The 19,876-nt window shown below is 73.2% G+C and carries 13 protein-coding genes and 1 pseudogene; 7 read left to right on the top strand and 7 right to left on the bottom strand.

What is annotated here, in order from left to right; genetic code table 11:
* The first annotated feature begins 6 nt into the window (after positions 1 to 6).
* From IEZ13_RS07935 to IEZ13_RS47720, 4 genes and pseudogenes are all read left to right on the top strand, one after another.
* Positions 7 to 1,311 carry an efflux RND transporter periplasmic adaptor subunit gene (locus tag IEZ13_RS07935; protein ID WP_183219077.1) on the top strand — a complete coding sequence of 435 codons (1,305 nt, stop codon included), beginning with the start codon at positions 7 to 9 and terminating at the stop codon, positions 1,309 to 1,311.
* Positions 1,308 to 1,979: pseudogene (locus tag IEZ13_RS07930) on the top strand (ABC transporter ATP-binding protein); the annotation flags it as partial. The gene IEZ13_RS07935 and the pseudogene IEZ13_RS07930, both read left to right, overlap by 4 nt.
* Positions 1,975 to 3,159: an ABC transporter permease gene (locus IEZ13_RS07925; protein WP_183219075.1), complete on the top strand. Its 1,185-nt coding sequence runs from the start codon at positions 1,975 to 1,977 to the stop codon at positions 3,157 to 3,159. The pseudogene IEZ13_RS07930 and the gene IEZ13_RS07925, both read left to right, overlap by 5 nt.
* 64 nt (positions 3,160 to 3,223) lie before the next feature.
* Entirely contained in the window at positions 3,224 to 3,571 is a 348-nt protein-coding gene (locus tag IEZ13_RS47720; protein WP_275408357.1) for a GGDEF domain-containing protein, read from the top strand.
* Here the strand turns inward: IEZ13_RS47720 and IEZ13_RS07915 are convergent, their stop codons facing one another.
* From IEZ13_RS07915 to IEZ13_RS07885, 7 genes are all read right to left on the bottom strand, one after another.
* The gene (locus IEZ13_RS07915; protein WP_183219073.1) at positions 3,572 to 9,730 is read right to left on the bottom strand and encodes a hypothetical protein; all 6,159 of its coding nucleotides are present in this window, start codon (positions 9,728 to 9,730) and stop codon (positions 3,572 to 3,574) included. It lies immediately after the preceding gene.
* Positions 9,731 to 11,099: 1,369 nt separating this feature from the next.
* A complete protein-coding gene (locus tag IEZ13_RS07910) occupies positions 11,100 to 11,537 on the bottom strand; it encodes a hypothetical protein (protein ID WP_221245329.1) in 438 nt (145 codons plus the stop codon).
* A gap of 26 nt (positions 11,538 to 11,563) precedes the next feature.
* Positions 11,564 to 12,259 carry a DUF6292 family protein gene (locus IEZ13_RS07905; protein ID WP_189285732.1) on the bottom strand — a complete coding sequence of 232 codons (696 nt, stop codon included), beginning with the start codon at positions 12,257 to 12,259 and terminating at the stop codon, positions 11,564 to 11,566.
* Positions 12,260 to 12,308: 49 nt separating this feature from the next.
* The gene (locus tag IEZ13_RS07900; RefSeq protein ID WP_183219071.1) at positions 12,309 to 12,812 is read right to left on the bottom strand and encodes a hypothetical protein; all 504 of its coding nucleotides are present in this window, start codon (positions 12,810 to 12,812) and stop codon (positions 12,309 to 12,311) included.
* A gap of 37 nt (positions 12,813 to 12,849) precedes the next feature.
* A complete protein-coding gene (locus tag IEZ13_RS07895; RefSeq protein ID WP_183219070.1) occupies positions 12,850 to 13,812 on the bottom strand; it encodes a pirin family protein in 963 nt (320 codons plus the stop codon).
* 3 nt (positions 13,813 to 13,815) lie between these two features.
* Positions 13,816 to 14,223: a TIGR03618 family F420-dependent PPOX class oxidoreductase gene (locus IEZ13_RS07890; protein ID WP_183219069.1), complete on the bottom strand. Its 408-nt coding sequence runs from the start codon at positions 14,221 to 14,223 to the stop codon at positions 13,816 to 13,818.
* 28 nt (positions 14,224 to 14,251) lie between these two features.
* Positions 14,252 to 15,673 (bottom strand): DUF2252 domain-containing protein, encoded by a 1,422-nt coding sequence (locus IEZ13_RS07885; RefSeq protein WP_183219068.1) that lies wholly within the window; start codon positions 15,671 to 15,673, stop codon positions 14,252 to 14,254.
* Positions 15,674 to 15,841: 168 nt separating this feature from the next.
* On the opposite strand from IEZ13_RS07885, the gene IEZ13_RS07880 reads away from it, so the two are divergent.
* The 3 genes from IEZ13_RS07880 (at position 15,842) to chvE (ending at position 19,822) form a co-directional block, all read left to right on the top strand.
* The gene (locus IEZ13_RS07880) at positions 15,842 to 16,825 is read left to right on the top strand and encodes a LacI family DNA-binding transcriptional regulator (protein ID WP_183219368.1); all 984 of its coding nucleotides are present in this window, start codon (positions 15,842 to 15,844) and stop codon (positions 16,823 to 16,825) included.
* Between the two features lie 358 nt (positions 16,826 to 17,183).
* Positions 17,184 to 18,668, top strand: a complete 1,485-nt coding sequence (gene araA / locus IEZ13_RS07875) for an L-arabinose isomerase (protein WP_183219067.1) — start codon at positions 17,184 to 17,186, stop codon at positions 18,666 to 18,668.
* A 26-nt stretch (positions 18,669 to 18,694) separates the two neighbouring features.
* The gene (gene chvE / locus IEZ13_RS07870) at positions 18,695 to 19,822 is read left to right on the top strand and encodes a multiple monosaccharide ABC transporter substrate-binding protein (protein WP_183219066.1); all 1,128 of its coding nucleotides are present in this window, start codon (positions 18,695 to 18,697) and stop codon (positions 19,820 to 19,822) included.
* Positions 19,823 to 19,876: the final 54 nt, after the last annotated feature.

Raw genomic sequence — 19,876 nt, 5'->3', positions numbered from 1 at the left:
GTGATCATGTCTCTCGGTGTCCTGCTCCTGTCGCAGACCGGCGCCTCCTGTGACGACGAGGCGAGCGCCGTCCGGCTCGGGTCCGCCGAGGTCGGGACGGTCGACGAGATCGTCGAGGCCCCCGGGACGGTGACCGCCCGGACCGCCGCGACGCTGACCGCCCCGGCCGCCGGCACGCTGCGTGAGCTGCTCGCCGAGCCGGGGGAGCGGGTGGCGAAGGGCGACGTGCTCGCCGTCATCGACTCGCCGGAGCTCACGCGGCGGCGGGACGCGGCTCGGGAGGCGCTCGATCAGGCGCCGTCCGGAGGGAGCGTCCCGGTCGGCGGCACCGTGGAGTTCACGGCCGTGCGGAAGCGGACCGACAAGCAGGCGGCGGCCGCGTTCGAGCAGGCCCGGGACGCGGCCGGGCAGATCGCCGACCCGCGGGTGCGTGCGGCGCTGCTGCATCAGGTGGACGCCGCCGAGAAGCAGTACGAGACGGCGTCGGCCGCCTCGGCCGCGGCGCTGCGGTCGGTGCAGCGCGGCGTGGCGTCGCTCGGGCGGGCCATGGGCTCCCTCGCCGCGGCGCAGCGGATGCAGGCCGAGCAGGCGTACCAGCTGGCCGACACGGCCGTCGACGCCCTCACCCTGAAAGCCCCGGTCGCCGGGGTCGTCCAGTACGGCGGGCCACCCCCGGCCGGCGGCGGCGGATCCCTGGCCGGACTGCTGGAGAGCGGCCAGATTCCGCAGACCACCGGGACCGTGTCGTCCGGTGTGGACGCCGCCGTGCCGGAGGGCGGCTACGTGGCCGCCGGCACCCCGGTGATCACCGTGGTCGACACCGGCCGGCTCGGGCTCTCCGCCGAGGTCGACGAGACCGACGTGCTGCTGGTCGAGGACGGGGTCGAGGCGGAGGCGGAGCTCGACGCCGCGCCCGGCGCCCGCTACCCGGCCACCGTCCGCGCCGTCGATCTGCTGCCCACCACCTCGGCCCGCGGTGGCGTCTCCTACCGGGTCCGCCTGGAACTCGCCGAGGGCCGCTACCCGGACAGCGGCGAGACCGCGCCCGTCCCACGCCCCGGGATGAGCGCCGTGATCCGTCTCAAGGTGCGGCAGGCCGCCGGCGCGGTCACCGTGCCCGCCTCGGCGGTGGTCGCCGCCGACGGCCGGGACACCGTCTGGACGGTGCGCGACGGGAGGTACGCCGCCGTCCCGGTGCGGCTCGGCGTCCAGGGCGAGGACATCGTGCAGATCCTGTCCGGCGTCGGCGCGGGGGAGCGGGTGGTGATCGCCGGCGCCGACCAGGTGAGCGCCGGGGACGAGGCGCCGTGAGCACCCCGGCCATCGTCGCGCAGGACGTGAGCCGCACCTACCAGCTCGACGGCCTGTCGGTGCCGGCGCTGCGCGGGGTGTCGCTCACCGTCGAACCCGGCGACTACGTGGCCATCGTCGGCACCTCCGGCTCCGGCAAGTCGACGCTCATGCACCTGCTCGGCGGCCTGGACCGGCCCACCGGCGGCACCCTGCTGATCGGCGGCCGCGACGTCGCCCGGCTCACCCCCAACGAGCTCGCCGAACTGCGCAACACCACGATCGGGTTCGTCTTCCAGTCGTTCCACCTGCTCGCCCGGACCACCGCCCAGGACAACGTCGGCCTGCCGCTGGTCTACCGCGGCATCGGCCGTCGCGAGCGCCGGGACCGCGCCGCCGCCATGCTGGAACGCGTCGGCCTCGCCCACCGGATCACCCACCGGCCCAACCAGATGTCCGGCGGTGAACAGCAGCGCGTCGCCATCGCCCGGGCCCTGGTCACCGGGCCGTCGGTGCTGCTCGCCGACGAACCCACCGGCAACCTCGACTCGGCCACCGGACAGTCCGTCCTGGCCCTGCTCGAATCGCTCAACGACGACGGCGTGGCGGTCGTGCTGGTCACCCACGACCGGGAGGTCGCGGCCCGGGCCCGGCGGCAGATCGTGATGAGGGACGGGCTGATCAGTGCGACTCGCTGAGGCGTGGCGGGTCGCCCTCGACGCGCTGCGCGCCAACCGGCTGCGCAGCCTGCTCACCATGCTCGGCGTGGTCATCGGGGTGGCCGCCGTGGTCGCCCTGGTCGCCATCGGCACCGGCACCAAGGAACAGATCGAGCGCCAGGTCGAGGGGCTCGGCTCCAACCTGCTGCTGGTCGTGCCCGGCCGGATCGAGGCGGGCTCGGCGCCCACGTCCTCGCCGCTCACCCTCGACGACATCGACGCGATCAACCGGGTGGTCGGCGATCGGACGCGGGTCGCGGTCACCATCGCCTCCGGCGAGACGGTACGCGCCGGCTCGCGCACCCGCTTCTCCAGCATGCAGGGCGTCCTCGAGACCACGCCGACCGTCTTCGTCCGCCGCCTCGACCGGGGCAGCTACCTGACCAGGACCGATGTGAGCACCGGCCGCCGGGTCGCGGTGCTCGGCGCCGGGACGGCCCGGGACCTGTTCGGCGACCGGGACCCGATCGGCCGGCAGATCACCATCGGCGGGGTCCGGTTCCGGGTGATCGGCGTGTTCGAGCGGCTCGGGCAGAGCCTCGGCGTCGACCGGGACGGCGAGGTGCACGTACCGGTCACCGCCGCGCAGCGCCTGCTCGGCACCGAACGCATCGACGGCATCGCGATCCGCGCCCCCGACCGGGAACGCATCGGCGAACTCTCCGACGCCGTCGTCGCGGCACTCGCCGAACGGCACCCGGACACCGACTTCTCCGCCGTCACCCAGGAGCAGATCCTCGGCGTGCTCGGCGACATCCTCGGTGTGCTGACCGGGGTGCTCGCCGCCATCGCCGGGATCAGCCTGCTCGTCGGCGGGGTCGGCGTCTCCAACATCATGCTCGTCTCGGTGCGCGAGCGGACGAAGGAGATCGGCCTGCGCAAGGCGGTCGGCGCCCGGCCCCGCGACATCGGCGTCCAGTTCCTCCTCGAAGCGGTCCTGCTCACCACCACCGGCGGTGTGCTCGGCATGCTGCTGGGCGGCTCCGCGGCCCTGCTCGTCGACCGGCTCAGCCCGGTCCCGGCCGCCCTGACCTGGTGGTCCATGGCACTGGCCTTCGGGGTGTCGGCGGCCGTCGGGATCATCTTCGGGGTGGTGCCGGCGCAGCGGGCCGGCCGGCTCGACCCGGTCGTCGCCCTGCGTACCGAGTAACCCCTCAGATCACCGCCGGCCGTACCGAATGAGGTTCAGGATCGACCCCCGGAGGCGAACGGCCTTGCCCATTCGGCTGCGTGACCTCACCTCGGATCCGCTCACCGGCGCCGCCAACCGGCGCGCCTTCGACGCCGAAATCGGCCGCGCCGTCAACCGGGCCGGGCCAGACGACCCCCTCGCCCTCGTGATGATCGACGTCGACCACTTCAAGACGATCAACGACACGTGGGGGCACGCCACCGGGGACCAGGCACTGCGTACCCGGCTCAGCATCGGCATCGCCGTCGCCCCCGACCACGCCACCGGCCCCGACGACCTCCAGCGGGTCGCCGACGCCGCGCTCTACCGGGCCAAGGAGGGCGGGCGCGGGCGCAGCACGATGGCCGGCCCGGCCCGCCTGGCGGCCTGACTACCGCCGCGGATCCACCACCGGATGCTCGGCCGTCGACTCGGTGAGCGCCTCCTCACCCTCGGCGGCCGGGCGCGCGCCCAGCGGCGCCCTGATCTCCGGAGACTTCCGCGGGTACGGGCCCCAGCCGTCCCGCAGCACATGGATGTAGACGGCCTCCAGGCACACGCCGATGCGCTCCACCAGATCGGTGTCCTCCGGCGAACCCAACCGGATCGCCCGCGCGAAGTGGTCCAGCGCCTCCATGTGCCGGTTCTGGTCGAAACAGCTGCGCCCGGCGTTCTCGTGGACCACGCTGCGCACGGCGGCCGGAACATCCGCGTCCACCGCCCGCTGGAACAGCCGGTCCGCCTCCATGTAGTCGCCCCGCAGCCGCAGCACGTGGGCCAGCTCGGCCTGCGCGATCACCTGCGACTGAAGGTCCTGCGCCGACTCGGCGTGCGCCAGGGCCAGCCGGGCGGCGGCCGCGGCCATGCCCAGCTCACCCAGGAGGCGGTACACCTCCGCGCGTACGCTCAGCAGCCCCGCCTTGACGATGTTGTCGGCCTCGTCGGCCAGCGGGCCGTCCAGGCGTTCGCCCAGCTCGCGCAGCGCGCTCCGGTCGTCGACCACCTCGCGGAGGCTGGCGCCGTCCAGCCGCCAGCGGATCGCGGACAGGTCCGCGGCGGTCAGCGGCAGATGCGGGGCCAGTTCCGGGCCCGGCGGCTGCTCGCCCTCGGCCGTCGTCTCCGCAGTGCCGGCGGCCTCGCCCTCCGCGGGCTTCGCCTCCTTCGGCGTCGCTGCCGCGGCGTCATCGGCACCCGTGGCGTCCTCGGTCTTCGCCGGCGTCTTGCTGACGAACCAGCCGCTACCGAGGGCGGTGTCCGAGTACCGCCGCGGCTCGGTGTCCGGCCCGGAGGTCTCCAGACGGGCGATCGGCCGCAGGTTGTGCAGCACCCCGTCCGCATCCATGTACGGCTGATCGATATCGGCCCAGTCCCGCACCATGTCGGCCCGGTCCTTCTCGGGCTGCGCGGGCACCGCGGCCCGGTCGCCCTCGGCCGTGGGCCGGTCCGGCGCCGCATCGGTGTGGCTCTGCGCCGGTGCCGCTTCGGCGTGGGCCCGGAGCGCCTCCGGTCCGGGTTGCGCCCCTTCCGGTCCGGGTTGCGCCGCATCCGGGCCGGTTTGCGCCCCTTCCGGTCCGGCCTGGCCCGGACGCGTCAGCGGGAATCCGATCCGCTCGCGGGCCGCGGTGTCGCCGTGGTCGGTTCCCGCGGCCGGACGCGGCAACGCCACCGTCGGCCGCCCAGCGGTCGTCCCACCGCCGATAGGTCCGGGACTTGCGTTCCGTGTCGGCTCGCTCTGCCCGGCTTGCGTTCCGCCCGGGATCGCCTGCCCGGCCGGTGCACCGTCCCGGCCGGCTGGCTGCCCGCTCGGCTGCCCGTCCCGGCGAACCGCGTCCGAGGAGCGGCCATCGGAACCGCCGCCGGCCTGTTCGTCGCCCGGCTGCGCCACCGGACGGGAATCCTGCGATCCGCCCGGCCCGCGTCCCTGAACGCCCGGAAGGTCGCCCAGCGACTGTGCGCGAGCCACCCCGGGAGCGGCGGGACTCGTCGGCCGCCCCGGCCCACCGAAACCGTCCACCGGCGGCGCCGGCACGGGTCCGGCCTGCCGGTTCTGGCCGCCGTCCGCCTTGTCCACCGGAGGCACCGAGATCGGCGTCGCGGCATTCCAAGCCGACCGATCCACATCCGGCACGGGCGAGCGAGGCGTGAGCCCGGGCTGCCCGTCCTCCCGCCATGCGGTGCTGGGCGGTGTCGCGTCACTCCGCTCGCCGGAGGCTGCGGGCTGCCCCGCCTCCCGCCATGTCGCGGCGGGAGGAGCGACACCATCGGCTGCGGGCCGCGTCTCGGTCCATCCCGGCGGCGGCGGGACCGCCTTGGGCGCCGCTTTCGGACTGGGCCGCCTGACCCCGCCCTGGTCCGCGGCGAGTGGCACCGGGCCCGCGTGTGCCGGGTTCGGTCCGGTCCCGCCCTGGTTCGGGGCGAGTGGCATCGGACCCGTGGTCGTCGCGTTCGGTCCGGTCTCGCCCTGGCCTGCGGCGGACGGCGTCGGGCCCGTGGGTGTCGCGTTCGGTCCGGCCGGGGACGAGGGCTGCGGTCCCGTCCGGACCGGCGTCGATCCCCCCACCGGAGGCGTAGGCCACCCGGCCGAGGGCGGCTGCTGACCGGAAACCGGCCACGCCTGCCTGTCACCGCCCGGGCCCCGCTGAACCGCGGGCGGCCAGGCGCTCTCCGGTCGCGGCACGGCCGGACCCCCCGAAACAGGCCGACTCGCGTCCGGCCGAACCGCGGGCGGCCACGCCGCCGCGGGAGAGGGCTGACCACCCGGAATCGCACCAGGCTGGCCGCCCGGAATCGCACCATGCTGGCCGCCCGGAATCGCACCATGCTGGCCGCCCGGAATCGCACCATGCTGGCCGCCCGGGACCGCACCGGGCTGGCCGCCCGGGACCGCACCGGGCTGACCCGCGGCACCCGCCCCGGGAACCACCGGCGGCCGCGCCGGTGACACCGGCCGCGACCCGGTGAGCGGCTGGGCCTCGTCCGGCACGATCGCCCACGGACCGTCACCCTCGGCGGGGAACACGTGCGCCGCACGGGGCGACCGCCGGGAACGCTGCTGCGGAACCTCCGGCTGAGCCTCGTCCGGCCGCCGGATCTCCCCGGTCACGTAGGGGTTGTTCGTCTGCCACGCATCGCCGGCCGCGGCACCCCGCGGGTCCACCGGACCACCCCACCGGCCACCGGTCGGATCATCCGGCACGCCCGCGCTCTCGGCCCACTGCGCCGTAGCGGGATCGTGCGGTGTGGCCCCGCCGCGCGGGGCGGCGTCCGGGCCACCCCTTTGCGTCATGGCGGGGTCGTGCGGTGCGACCGTGCCGCGCGAGGTGGCGTCCGGGCCACTCCACTGCGCCGGGGCGGGATCGTGCGGTCGATAGGTGGCGTCCGTACCGGCTGCCGGGCGGGCGGGCTCGACGGCTGGTTGCGGCCCGTTCGGCCCGATCACGCGAGCCGGCGGCACCGGCGTTGGCGCCGCGACAACCCGCGGTGCGGCCGGCGGGTCAGCCTTGATCACGCGCGGTGCGGGCGGCGGAGTGGTCCTGCTGACAACCTTCGGCGGTACGGGCGGCTCCGCCCGCCGCACCACACGAGGACCGTCCTCCCGCGGACCGTTCCCACCGGCCGTCTCGCTGCCCGGCGCCGGCCAGGACCCGGATTCCCGCAGGTCCCTGGTCTCCTCGTCGCCGGCTCCCACCCGGTCCGGACCGGCCTCGCCGCCGGCTCCCCGCCCGTTCCCCGGCTCCACGCGATGCCCACCCGGCCCGTGGCCTACGGGCGGCTGGTCCGCGCTGCGCCCGGTGCTCGAACCGGGCTGGCTCATGCCGTGTTCGTTGCTTGAATTCGACTGGTCCGCGCTGCGCCCGGTGCTCGAACCCGGCTGGCTCATGCCGCGTTCGTTGCTTGAATTCGACCGGTCCGTGTCACGTCCGTTGTTCGGACCCGACCGGTCCGCATCACGTCCGCTTCCGGGCCCCGGCTGATTTCCGCCGTCCCCCATGCCGGAGCGGATCTGGTCGCCGGAGCCGTGGCGCTCAGTGCCCGGCGCCGTGCCGTAGGCCGGCTGACCCCGCTCGGCGGCCGGATCCCGCGGGGCCTGCCCGGTGCCGTAGGCCTGCGGCTCCTGAGCCTGCGCGGGGATGGCGGCGGACCCGTCCGGGCCGCGCCCGCGGTCGGTCAGGTCGGCTGTCGGCTCCGTGGGGTTGTTCGCGGCCGCCCGGCGCTGACCGGGCAGCAGGCGAACCACCTTCGACCGCCAGGATTCACCCCGCCGCTCGTTGCCTTCGCGTGCCGCGTCCGTGTTCGAGGGTTCCGTGGCGCCGGAACCGGCCGCCACCTGACCACCCGGCTCGGAAGGTGCCTGCCCGCGAGCCCCGGCCGGGGCCGGACCGGAACCGTCCGGATAGGGCTCCGCCGGGTGCGGCCGGGCATCCCGGCCGTCGCGCACCGCGGCTTCGCCGGCGAACGGCGGCACGCCGCGCCCGGCCTCGACCGGGCCGGAGACCTCGGCGCCCTGCACGGGAGCCGCAGAACCGAACCCGGTCTGCCCGCGCCCATCCTCCGCCCGGCCCGCGCCGGATCCGGACGTCTCGTTCCCGGCCACGCCCGAGGCGGTCGTGCCGGGACCGTTCGCCCAGGCTCCACCGGCCAGGCGCTGACCGTCCGCGTCCCACGCCGCGGAACGCTGTCCGTCGTCCGCTTCCGGCCCGGTGGTCCGCTGCCGCTGTTCGGCCCGCTGCGGGTCGCCGGCGTTCCCGGTTCCGGGCTGCCGGAGGTCGCCGAGTTCCTGCGTGCCGGGATGTGCCCGATCGCCGGGCGCCTGGGCGCCGGGGCGTGCCGGATCGCCGGGCGCCTGGGTGCCGGGATGTGCGCGGTCGCCGGGTGCCTGGGTGCCGGGTTGTGCGCGATCGCCGGGCGCCTGGGTGCCGGGACGCTGGCGGTCGGCCGATTCCCGGGCGGCGGGACGCTGGTCCGGTGCGAGGGCGGGGCGGCTGTCCCCACCGGCCGGGAGGACGCCGCGGCGCTCCCCGTCCGGCCGGGAGGCCTCGTACGGATCCTCCGCACCCGGAGCCGGCACCTGCGCGCGCCCGGTGACCGCGAGGTCGTCGCGGCGAGGCGCCGGGGCCCGCCGGGGCTCCTCCTCGTCGCGGCGCGGACGCCGTCCGCCGGGCGGCCGGATCGGCCCGAAGTTCTCGTCGTCCCAGGTCTGAGCGGCCCGCCCGGGTTCGTTGCGGGATGCCGGGGCCGGCCCACGCCGCCGCTCCGGGTCGATCTCGGTGGCGTTGTCCCGCGAGGCCGCGGGCTCCTCCCAGAACTCGTCGGCGCCCAGTTCGATGGTCCGTCCGGCGGCCGGCCGCTCGTCCTCGAGGACCGGCTCGGCGGCACGTTCCCGGCCGAGGTCGCCGTCGTTGCTCCACAGCTCGTCGGGTCCGATCTCGACGGCCCGCCGGCCGCGCCGGTCGTCGCGCGGCGGACGGTTGTCGCGGCGCTCGTCCCGTGACGGCTCGGCCCACTCGGAGCGGCCGCCTTCGCGGCGAGCGGGATCCGCCCAGTCCGCCCGGACAGCCTCGCGGCCCTCGCCACGCCGCGGATCGCGCGAGTCCCGAAGGTCGCGAGTGTCCCGGACCTCACGAGAGTCGCGCGGGTCCTGAAGATCCCGAGAGTCGCGGGGGTCCCGTGCGCCGCGGATGTCGGAAGTGTCGCGAAGATCCCGAGGGTCGCGCGGGTCCCGGACGTCGCGGGAGCCGCGAGAACCCGCCCGATCGGCCCGGGGGTCCCGGCGGTCGTCGCGTACCGGTTCGTTCCAGTCGGCGCGAGCGGGCTCACGGCGGTCGTCGCGGTCCCGGCGGGAGGGCTGCCTGCGGTCGTCCCAGTCGTCCCGGTAGCCGCGCTCGTAGCCGTCCCGGCCGCCGGGCGCCTCATCCCGGTACCGAGGCTCGGCATACCGGCTGTCGCGCCGCTCCGAACGCCCGTCCGAGCGCTGGTCCGAACGCCCGTCCAGACGCTGGTCAGAACGCCCGTCCGGGCGCTGGTCCGAACGCCCGTCCAGACGCTGGTCAGAACGCCCGTCCGGGCGCCGTTCCGAACGGCCACCCGAAGGCCGCCCCGGCTCACGGTCATCGGCACGCCGGTCGCGGCGCTCGCCCGCGGCGGGGTCGTACCGGTCGGGCCCACGACGTTGCGGGGCGGCGCCGCGGCGCAGATCGGGCCGGGCCGCCGGGTCGATGATCGGAAAGTCCGGTTTGTCGAAGTCGACACCGAGTTCGGGGCGGTTGAAGTCGACGTCGTCGAAGTCGTCGCCGACCAGGTTGTCGACGGAGGTGTCGATCGGCTCGAAGTCGGGGTCGTTGAGCCAGCTCGGCCGTTCGCCGTCGAAGGGGGTCCGTTTCGCCCGCTGCGCGGCGGCCTCGTCGGCGCCTCCGGCCCGGCGGCGGGTCGGGATGACCGGGTCGGGGACCGTACGTTTGGTGTAGTGCTGCTCCTGCATGACCGCGGAACTGGGCATGAACGAGTACTCGCTGTACTCGTCCTCCCAGTACTCGTCGTCTTCGAAGCTCATGACGCGGTCCCGAATCGGCTGGGGAGGGTCCCCTCGCCCCGACACCGCATCCGTGCCACCGTCCTCATGCTGTCCCACCTCCGCACCCCGGTGCCCGCCCCTCGCCCTCCGCGATCAACGCCTGCCACGTGGTGGATGTGGAAGGTTAACCACGGATTTGCGAAGTGCGCCACCGCTCTGCGGAGCCCCGTCACCGGCCTCGCGGACGGCCCGCGAGCGTTGACCGCCCCGGCGCCGCAGCCCGCCGGGATAGCGCGATCACCGGGGTATACGTCTTGCGGAGCTGCCCGGTTCAACGGTTTGAGCAGTGAGTATCACGTAGTTCGGGAGCGGTCGGCCGGACCCGTCGCAATCAACGGGGATCGCTGCTGAGGGGTGACGGCACACATGACGACTTAAGAACCTTTTAAGCTCCCTTTCAGGAGAGCTAAGAACTTGTGGATGACCCTGAACAGGTGACCACGAAGTGTCGAAGGCCACTCTGGACTTTCGCGGATCAAGGGCTTTCCGCCTGGCACGGTTGATGAGCGCCCGGTTCTGCCGAGCGACCCGCCGCGGCCAACGACGTCCTCGGCGGATTTTCCACGACCTGGTCTCCCGGGCCCCACCGCCCGGGTCTGAGATTCCTCGGCCTCCCGGCCGGCGGCCACCGCCCCCCAGTCAGGCGGCCGCACCGTTGCCCGTGAGCGATATCCGCGGAGACGACGCCCCCTGTCTCCTCCGCGGTTGGCGGTTCGGCACGGGGCCGGGCAGGAGGCGGCGGCGGGAGCCCATCTCCCGTCGCCGTCCTCCCCGGCACACACCAGTCAGACCTTCTCCGGCAGACGGCCGCTCCGCTCCCCCCGATGCGGTGGCCGTCGCATGCCCGGCGCCCGGTCCGTGGGTCCGCACGGACCGGGGCCGACGGGCCGGCGGACGGTGGCGGGTTCCTCCTTCCCGCCACCGTCCCCCATCACCACCTGAGACCTCCCGGTCGGCGACTGTCGCCCCCAAGACCGGCCCATGGATGGCGCCCCCTTCCGTCCTCCGGCCGGTGACTTCGCCTGCCCGGGTTGAGGGACGGCGGCGGGACCTGTCTCCCGCCGCTGTTCCCCTCACCGGACCCGTAATGCCCGAACCTCCCGGTCGGTGGTTGTCGTCTCCCCCCGGATACCGGTCCGCTGGACGCATTCCCCCTGTCGTCCGGTGGCCGGTGACCTCCACCCGGCCGGGTCGAGGGGTGGTGGCGGAAGCTCGTCTTCCGCCACCACTCCGGCCTCTGAGTTCTTCGTGGTGCTTTGTTCCCGGGAATCCCGGTTGGTGGTCTTCTCCTTCCCAGGCCGGCCGGGACGGAGGCGGCGGTGGGCGCAGGCCCGCCGCCGCCTCTGCTTCAGAACCGCCCGTCGGTGGTGAATCCGCCGACCCGGGCCGGCAACACCAGGCCCGCCTCGGCCAAGAGGGTCAAGATCGACGACAATTCGGTACGGGTGAGCGCCGCCGCCCGGGACGGATGCGGGTGGGGTACCCCGAGCGCGGTGGCCGCCTCGATCGCGCGGGCGCCGATGGCCGCCTCCACCGCCCACACCCGGTGCGCGGACATCGCGGCGTGCGCCGACGCGGCCAGCTCTCCGTGCAGCCGGAGCAGACGCCGCAGGTCGGCGGCGAGCCGTTCGATCGGTGGGCCGTAGGGTGCCGGTTCGGCCGGTCGCCGCTGTCGCCAGCGGTCGGCGAGGACCGCGCAGCCCCGGGGCACATGACGCACCGCGGCCACCACGACGGCCGGGGCGGCGAGGATGAGGATGATCCGGCTGGCATCGACGAGAGTCACGGGGCCCTCCGTCGGAGGTCGTCGTTCTACCCTCGACCTTCCGCCGCCTCCGGCCACCCGTCAACGCACTTTGTGCGACCCGTCGAATATCGGCGCAGAGCCGCCTCGAAAGCGGGATCCCCGGTGCCCGCCCGCCGCCCGGCGAAGTCGGTGTCCACCTCTTCCGCTCGGGACTCGCCGCTCCCCGGGCACCGGCCGGCGCCGGATGATCGGGCGCCTGTGGGTTCCCCGGTCCCACGGTCCGCGGGATCGCCGGTGGCGGGACCACTGCCCGAAGGGTCTGCCGCCCGCCGAGTGGCAGCGCCCGGCTCGCCGGGAGGGATGTCGCCCCGCGAGCCGGGAGGGATGTCGCCCGGCGAACCGGGAGGGATGTCGCCCGGCCCGCCGGATCGAATACCCGCCCGTTCGGTCACGGCCCGGGCCACCGACGACGGCGCGGCGACCGTCGTCACGTCCAGGGCATGGACACTCCGGACGTTCCGGCCACCCGGGTCGTCGACGGTGAGCAGTCGCCAGCCGTCCATCTCGGACCATGCGGCCCCGGCCTCGTCGTGGTCCCAGACCGGCCGTCCGTGCAGGCGGACCTGCCGGGCCAGATCGAAGGGGATCCAGCCGTCGCGCGGCACGCCGTCGTCGGCGCGCCAGTCGGCGACCGGCACCCCGGCAGCCTCGAGCGCCGCGGCCACCGCCCGGATGTAACCGGCGTGCGCCAGCCCGCTCACCGCGGCGATCCCCACCCGGTGGAGCCGGCCCGGCGGGCGAGGGGCGGCATCAGATCGCGGCCCGGCGGGCGATCTCGACCAGGCCGGCGCGGCCGCCGAAGGTGGCCCGCACCGCCTCGCCCATCTGCGTGAACAGCGCGTCCCCGCCGTAGTCGGCGTCACCCGCCTCGCCGACCAGCAGGTGGACGGCGACCTGTTCGGACGGGTCTCCGGGCAGGTAGCCCTCACCGGGCAGGTCGGTGGCGAAGATCCGCTGCGCCAGGGCGCGGTCACCGTCCGGTGTGTCCGGTTCGGCGCCGTGCAGGTAGAGCAGCGCGGCCGTCTCCGGGCGCAGCACCCGCTGGAAGACGCAGGGTTCCGGGTCGCGGGTGTCGACCAGGCCGCCGGCCCAGAACGGCTCGCTCACCTGGAAGCCGGCGGCGGCGAGGGCGGCCGTCGCGGTCCGCCCGCAGGGCCCGTCGTCCCAGGTGATGACCGGGGGGACCCGCTGGTCGGCGCGCGGGTGCAGACCGGGGACACCGGCCAGCGCCGTGAGGAGTCGGGCGGGCGTCATCGGATGATCATGGCAACGACCCGCCGAAGAGTAAAGCTCAGTAGGTCCGGCCGTGCCGGTCGCGCGCCTTCAGCCGGACCGTCGGAAGCTCGGGAGCCGGAAGCGGGTCGGCCGCGCAACCACCCACGAAGCCGAAGCGTTCGGCTCCGAGGCCGGCCATCCACTGCTCGCGCGCCCGGACGATGTCCTCGTGGCTTCGGCCGACGAAGTTCCACCACATCACCAGCGGCTCCTCGAACGGCTCGCCGCCGAGCAGGAACAGCCGCGCCGGCCCGGAAACATCAAGATCCAGCGAGGTACGCCCGGAGCCGAGACAGAGCAGCGACCCGGGTTCGAGGACGGTCCCGTCGACGGTGGCCGTCCCGGACATCACCACCGCCCCGTGTTCGAAGGACGGCTCCAGGGCGACCGTGTGCGCGGCCGCGGCCGAGTAGTGCATCTCGGCTCCCACCAGCGGCGAGTGCGTCCCGGCGGGCGAGGTCAGCTCGCCGAGCCGTCCGATCACGACGGTGACGGTGACGGGGCCGTCGCGGTGGGCGGGCAGGTTCTCGTGGTGCTCGAAGCGGGCGGCGCCGTGCCGGGCCTGTTCCGGCAGGGCGAGCCACAGTTGCAGCCCGTGCATGCCGTCGGGGTGGTCGGGTGGCGTGTACTCGGAGTGGGCGATGCCGTGCCCGGAGGTCATCAGGTTGAGCTGGCCGGGCGCGATGAACTGGTGGCTGCCGAGGCTGTCACGGTGTTCGATGAGGCCCTCGACCAGCCAGGTGACGGTCTGCAGGCCGGTGTGCGGGTGGGGCGGGACCTGCATGCCGGGCCGGCCGCTGACGTCGTCGGGCCCGAAGTGGTCGACGAAGCACCAGGCGCCGATCATCCGCCGTTCCCGGTGCGGGAGCAGGCGGCGCACCGTCGTGTACCGCCCGAGCGGCACGTCGTGACCGGGCAGCAGCACGCTGTCCGGCTCGCCGACCGGGCTGGGTTCCGCGGAGTACAGTGAGGTGCTCATGACCTACGAGGGTAGTAGCGTCGCCGACCCGAGAACGCGGGTGATCGCGATCTCGATGACGACCCGGGCCGGGTTGGGCCGGGGGGTGCGGTAGCGGCCGGCGTACCGGCGTTCGGCCTCGGCGACCGACGAGGGATCGTCGCGGACCACGGCCAGGCCCTCGATCGTGCTCCAGCGGCGGCCGTCGACCTGGCAGATCGCCACCCGGTGCTGCCCACGCCGGACGTTGCGCACCTTGGTGGAGGTGTCGAAGGAGATCACCCGGGCGATCCCGGCGGCCGGGTCGAGGGTGGCGCCGACCGCCACCACGTGCGGCGATCCGTCGGCGCGCAGGGTGGTGAGGGTGCACAGGTGCCGCTCGGTCCAGAATTCGGCCAGCGCGGGGGAGTCGAGGGGGACAACGCCGCTCACGGCCGTACCTCCGCATGGGTTGTGATCGTCACGCCGGCTCCGCCGGCAATTGGCCGCGGCGGACCGCCTGGGTGAGCGCCGCGTGATCCTTCTCGACCTGATCGGCGTACGCCTTCGCGAACCGGCTGAGCGACTCGTCCAATTTGTCGCCACTGCCCACGTAGCCGGCGATCATCGACGCCCCGCTGGTCCGGGCGTGCGACTTGGCCAGCAGTGAACCGCAGATGCCCGCGTAGTCGGCGAGCGCCCCGGCGTTGATGTCCTCGATCAGGATGGCGCCCTTCATGTCGCGGAACTGGCGCACGTAGTACTGGTGCTCACCGACCGTGGTCCAGCCGAGCAGCGGGTCGCTGACCGTCTGGAGCGCCTGCTGGTACTCCACCACCCGCTGGCCCTGGTGCCGGTGCCAGGCCAGGTCGCCGTGCTGATACTTCGCCACGACCGACCGGCGGGCCTGCTTGAGCTGGAGGAAGACCACGTCGTCGCTGCTGCTGCCCTCACACAGGGCGACGTAGGCCCGCAGCCCCACCGACCCGACGCCGACCACCTTGTGCGCGATGTCGACGATCCGGTAGCCGCCGAGGATCCGGGCCCAGTGCGGTTTGAGAGTGTTGAGGTAGCCGTCGAGCGCCTCGGCGAGCTGCTCGTGCTCACGCTCCGGCAGCCGGGTGATCAGCGGTGGTTCCTCGACCAGGCGGGCGGTGCCGTCGTGCCGCTCGGTGAAGCGGGGCAGCGCCCGGTCGCTGGTGCGCCGCCGGGCCCGCCGGGCGGCGCGTTCGATCTCGTCGCGGAAGCTCGCCCGGCTGGCGTGCGACCGCATCCCGTCGACGTCGAGCTGGTCGAACGAGCGGGCCAGCAGCGGCTGGTCGGCGAGGTACCCGATCTGCTCGCGGTACTGCTCGACGCAGTGCGCCACGGCGTCCGAACAGGAGCTCTCCCGGAAGCCGTTGACCCGGCCGGCGACGTGCACGCTGACCGCGAGCCGGCGCAGGTCCCACTCCCACGGGCCGGTGTGCGCCTCGTCGAAGTCGTTGAGGTCGAACACCAGCTCCCGCTCCGGCGAGGCGTAGAAGCCGAAGTTGCCGAGGTGGGCGTCGCCGCAGATGACCGGGGCGATGCCGGTCGAGGGGAGCGCGGCGAAGTCGTCGGCCATCAGACCGGCGGTGCCCCGCAGGAAGGTGTACGGAGAGACGATCATGCGCCCGATCCGGACCGGGACGAGGTGGTCGAGCCGGCCCTCGTGGGAGGCGATCACCTGGCGGACCGGATCGGGGCGGCGGTCGGGTGCTTTCCAGTGGGCCATCTCCGAGCGGGGGGAGCGCTCGCGCAGGCCACGGCCTGTCTCGTAGCGTTCGGCGCGCGGGGCGGCGGCCCGGCGCAGCGAGGTGAAACCCTCGTCCGCTAGGCTGCCGAGCACACCCGGCCCGTTGATCGTCACTGCTGGTTCCATCGCTGCCGAGCGTACGTGTCGGCGAAGATCGTCCGCGCGGGGCTCGTGCAAAGCGGATGTTATCGATAACATTTCTGCTGCGCGGGCCGGTGGCGGTTCGGCGTTACGCTCCATCAGAACCGGATCGGACGAGGTGCGCAAGTGGACAAGGCCAGCCGTAGCCCGGCGATGACGGATGTGGCCCGGTTGGCCGGTGTCTCCCATCAGACCGTCTCGCGTGTCCTCAACGATCATCCCAACGTCAAGGAGCAGACCCGCATCCGGGTCCGCGCCGCCATCGCGGAGCTCGGCTACCGGCCCAACCGCGCGGCCCGGGCCCTGGTCACCGGCCGGTCCCAGCTGATCGGCGTGGTCGCCCGCAACAGCACGCTGTACGGTCCGGCCTCGATGCTGACCGAGTTCGAGCAGGCCGCCGCGGACGCCGGTTTCGCGGTGAGCGTGGGCAGCGTCCGGGAGCTGGACCGCTCCTCGATCTCCGCGGTGGTGGACCGGCACCTGGACCAGCGGGTGGCCGGCCTCGTGGTGATCGCCAACGTGGCGTCGGCCGCCGAGGCGCTCGCCGAGATCCCCGGTGACGTGCCGGTGGTCTTCATCGACGGCGACCCGGCCAGCGGCCGCCCGCTCGTCACCGTCGACCAGGTGGCCGGGGCTCGGGCGGCGACCCGGCACCTGCTGGACGCCGGTCACGAGACGGTGTGGCACGTGTCCGGGCCGACCGACTGGTTCGACTCGGCCGGCCGCATCCAGGGGTGGAAGCAGACGCTGCTGGAGGCGGGCGCCGAGGTGCCGCCGCTGCTGTCGGCCGACTGGTCCGCCGCCGAGGGTTACCGGACCGGTCAGATGCTGGCCCGGATGCCCGAGGTCACGGCCATTTTCACGGCGAACGATCACCTGGCTCTGGGCATCCTGCGGGCGCTGCACGAGCGGGGCCGCCGGGTGCCGCACGACGTCAGCATCGTGGGTTTCGACGACGTGCCCGAGGCCGCCTACTTCATCCCGCCGCTGACCACCGTCCGGCAGGCCTTCGGTGACGTGGCGCGAGCCGCGCTGAGCCTGCTCCTGGGCCAGATGCGGGACGACTCCGGCACCGCGCACCAGATCGTCGTACCCCCTCAGCTGATCGTCCGGGAGAGCGTGTCGCGCCCGGCTTGAGGGGCCGTGCGGCCCTACTTTCCGTGGCCGCCGGCCTTGATTAATAAGCCGTTACCTCGTTGTTGCCGACAGCCGTTGACAGGCTTTTTGTTAGCGATAACACTGGGCTTCTCCGCCGGGGTGTGGCCGCCGCCACCGCGCCGGCCGCCCAACGGAGGTACAGGCAATGTCCGCAGACCGTACAGCTTGTGCGGTGTCGCCCACTCTCGGTGACCAGAGTCCGCCGTGGGGCCTGCCCGGCCCGGCTAAGATCATTGACGCGTTCAGCGTGCGGCGACTCCTGCGTGACAAATACTCAGCGTGATCGGGTGCCGCCTGCCCGAGGCCCGCTGAATTTCGAGAGAACCGAGGAAACACGATGAACCCGCAGATCTGGTTCCTGACCGGCAGCCAGCATCTCTACGGCCCGGAGACCCTCCAGCAGGTCGCCGACCAGTCCGCTGAGATCCAGCGGACCCTGGCCGCGGCCGGCGTCAGCGCCGAGATCGTGGGCAAGCCCGTGCTCACCGACGCAGGCAGAATCAAGCAGGTCATGCTCGAGGCGAACGCGGATCGTGACTGCATCGGCATCATCGCCTGGATGCACACGTTCTCCCCGGCCAAGATGTGGATCGGTGGGCTGGACGCGCTGCGCAAGCCGCTGCTGCACCTGCACACCCAGCACAACGTGTCGCTGCCGTGGTCGACCATCGACATGGACTTCATGAACCTCAACCAGGCCGCCCACGGCGACCGGGAATTCGGGTTCATCCAGGCCCGCCTCGGCGTGCCGCGCAAGGTGATCGCCGGGCACGTGTCCGACCCGGCCGTGGTGCGGCGCGTCGAGGCCTGGGCCCGCGCCGCCACCGGCCTGCAGCACATGCGCGGTCTGCGGCTGGCCCGCTTCGGCGACAACATGCGCGACGTCGCGGTCACCGAGGGTGACAAGGTCGAGGCGGAGCTGCGCTTCGGCGTCTCGGTCAACACGTACGGGGTGAACGACCTGGTCGCGGTCGTGGACCGGGTGCCGGACGCGGAGATCGACAAGCTGATCGCCGAGTACCGCGACGCCTTCGAGATCGCGCCCGAGCTGCTCGGCGAGCGCCTCGAGTCGTTCCGCTACGCCGCCCGGATCGAGGCCGGCCTGCGGCAGTTCCTCACCGAGGGTGGCTTCGGCGCCTTCACCACCAACTTCGAGGACCTCGGCGGCCTGCGCCAGCTCCCCGGCCTGGCCGTGCAGCGGTTGATGGCGGACGGTTACGGCTTCGGCGGCGAGGGTGACTGGAAGACCTCGGTGCTGGTCGCCACGGCGAAGGCGATGGGTTCCGGAACCGGACGTGGCACCTCATTCATGGAGGATTACACCTACCACTTCGGTCCGGGTGAGCCTAAGATCCTCGGCGCGCACATGCTCGAGGTCTGCCCGTCCATCGCGTCGGCCAAGCCGCGTGCCGAGATCCATCCGCTGGGGATCGGCGGCCGGGAGGATCCCGTGCGCCTGGTCTTCGACGCGGCCCCCGGCCCGGCGGTGGTCATGGGCATGGCCGACATGGGTGACCGGTTCCGCCTGGTCGCGAACGAGATCGAGGTGATTGCGCCGGACGAGCCGCTGCCCCACCTGCCGGTGGCACGCGCGGTGTGGAAGCCCGCGCCCTCGCTGTCCACCTCCGCCGAGTGCTGGATCACGGCCGGCGGGCCGCACCACACCGTGCTGACGCAGGCGGTCGGCGCGGAAACCCTGCGTGACTTCGCCGAAATGGCTCAGACCGAGCTTCTGTTGATCGATGAGCGCACTACGCCGGCCGATTTTCTCGACCGAGTGCGCTGGAACCAGGCGTACCACCGCCTGGCTCGCCCCCTGTAACACCGTTCTCGAAGAGGAGATCCACCGTGAAATTCACCCGGCTCGCGGCTGTTCTCACCGCCGCCGCGCTGACCGCCACCATGGCGGCCTGCGGCGACGCGGAGAAGACCGCTGACAAGGAAGCCTCCAGCGGCGACAACACCGGCGCCCTGGTCGGCATCACCATGCCGACCCGGTCGTCGGAGCGCTGGATCCACGACGGCGACAACCTCAAGTCGCAGCTCGAGGGCCTCGGCTACAAGGTCGACCTGCAGTACGCCGAGAACGACATCCCGACCCAGACCCAGCAGCTGGACAGCCAGATCACCAAGGGCGCCAAGCTGCTGATCATCGCGTCGATCGACGGCGAGGCGATCACCAGCCAGCTGGAGAACGCCGCCCAGGCGGGCATCAAGGTCATCGCGTACGACCGCCTCATCCGGAAGAGCCCGAACGTGGACTACTACGCCACGTTCGACAACTTCAAGGTCGGCGTCCAGCAGGCCACCTCGCTGCTGACCGGCCTGAAGGTCCTCAACGCGGACGGCTCCGACGCCGGACTCAAGGGCCCGCTGAACATCGAGCTGTTCGCCGGTTCGCCGGACGACAACAACGCGACGTTCTTCTTCAACGGCGCGATGAGCGTCCTCCAGCCGTACATCGACAAGGGCGTCCTGGTCGTCAAGAGCGGCCAGAAGGACTTCGAGACCGTCGCGACCCTGCGCTGGGACCCGGAGACCGCTCAGAAGCGCATGGAGAACCTCCTCAGCTCCACCTACAAGGGTGGCGCGAAGGTCGACGGCGTCCTCTCGCCCTACGACGGCATCTCGATCGGTATCCTGTCGGCCCTGAAGTCGGCCGGCTACGGCACCGCGGCCCAGGCCTACCCGATCGTGACCGGCCAGGACGCCGAGCTCGCGTCGGTCAAGTCGATCATCGCGGGTGAGCAGTACTCCACCATCTACAAGGACACCCGCAAGCTGGCGGAGACCACCGGCAAGATGGCGGACGACATCCTCAAGGGCAAGACCCCGGAGACCAACAACAACACCGACTACAACAACGGTGTCAAGGTCGTCCCGTCGATGCTTCTGGAGTCGGTCATCGTGACCAAGGACAACTACCAGAAGGAACTGGTTGACAGCGGCTACTACAAGGCCGACCAGCTGAAGTGATCCGGGTTCCGCGCTCCGCCCGACCCCAGCGGGCGGGGCGCGGCCTCCCCCGCG

Source organism: Actinoplanes campanulatus, from assembly GCF_014647795.1.
GTDB classification, from domain to species: domain Bacteria; phylum Actinomycetota; class Actinomycetes; order Mycobacteriales; family Micromonosporaceae; genus Actinoplanes; species Actinoplanes campanulatus.
Note: the sequence above shows the minus strand (reverse complement) of the source record. Positions and strands in the feature narration are given on the sequence as shown.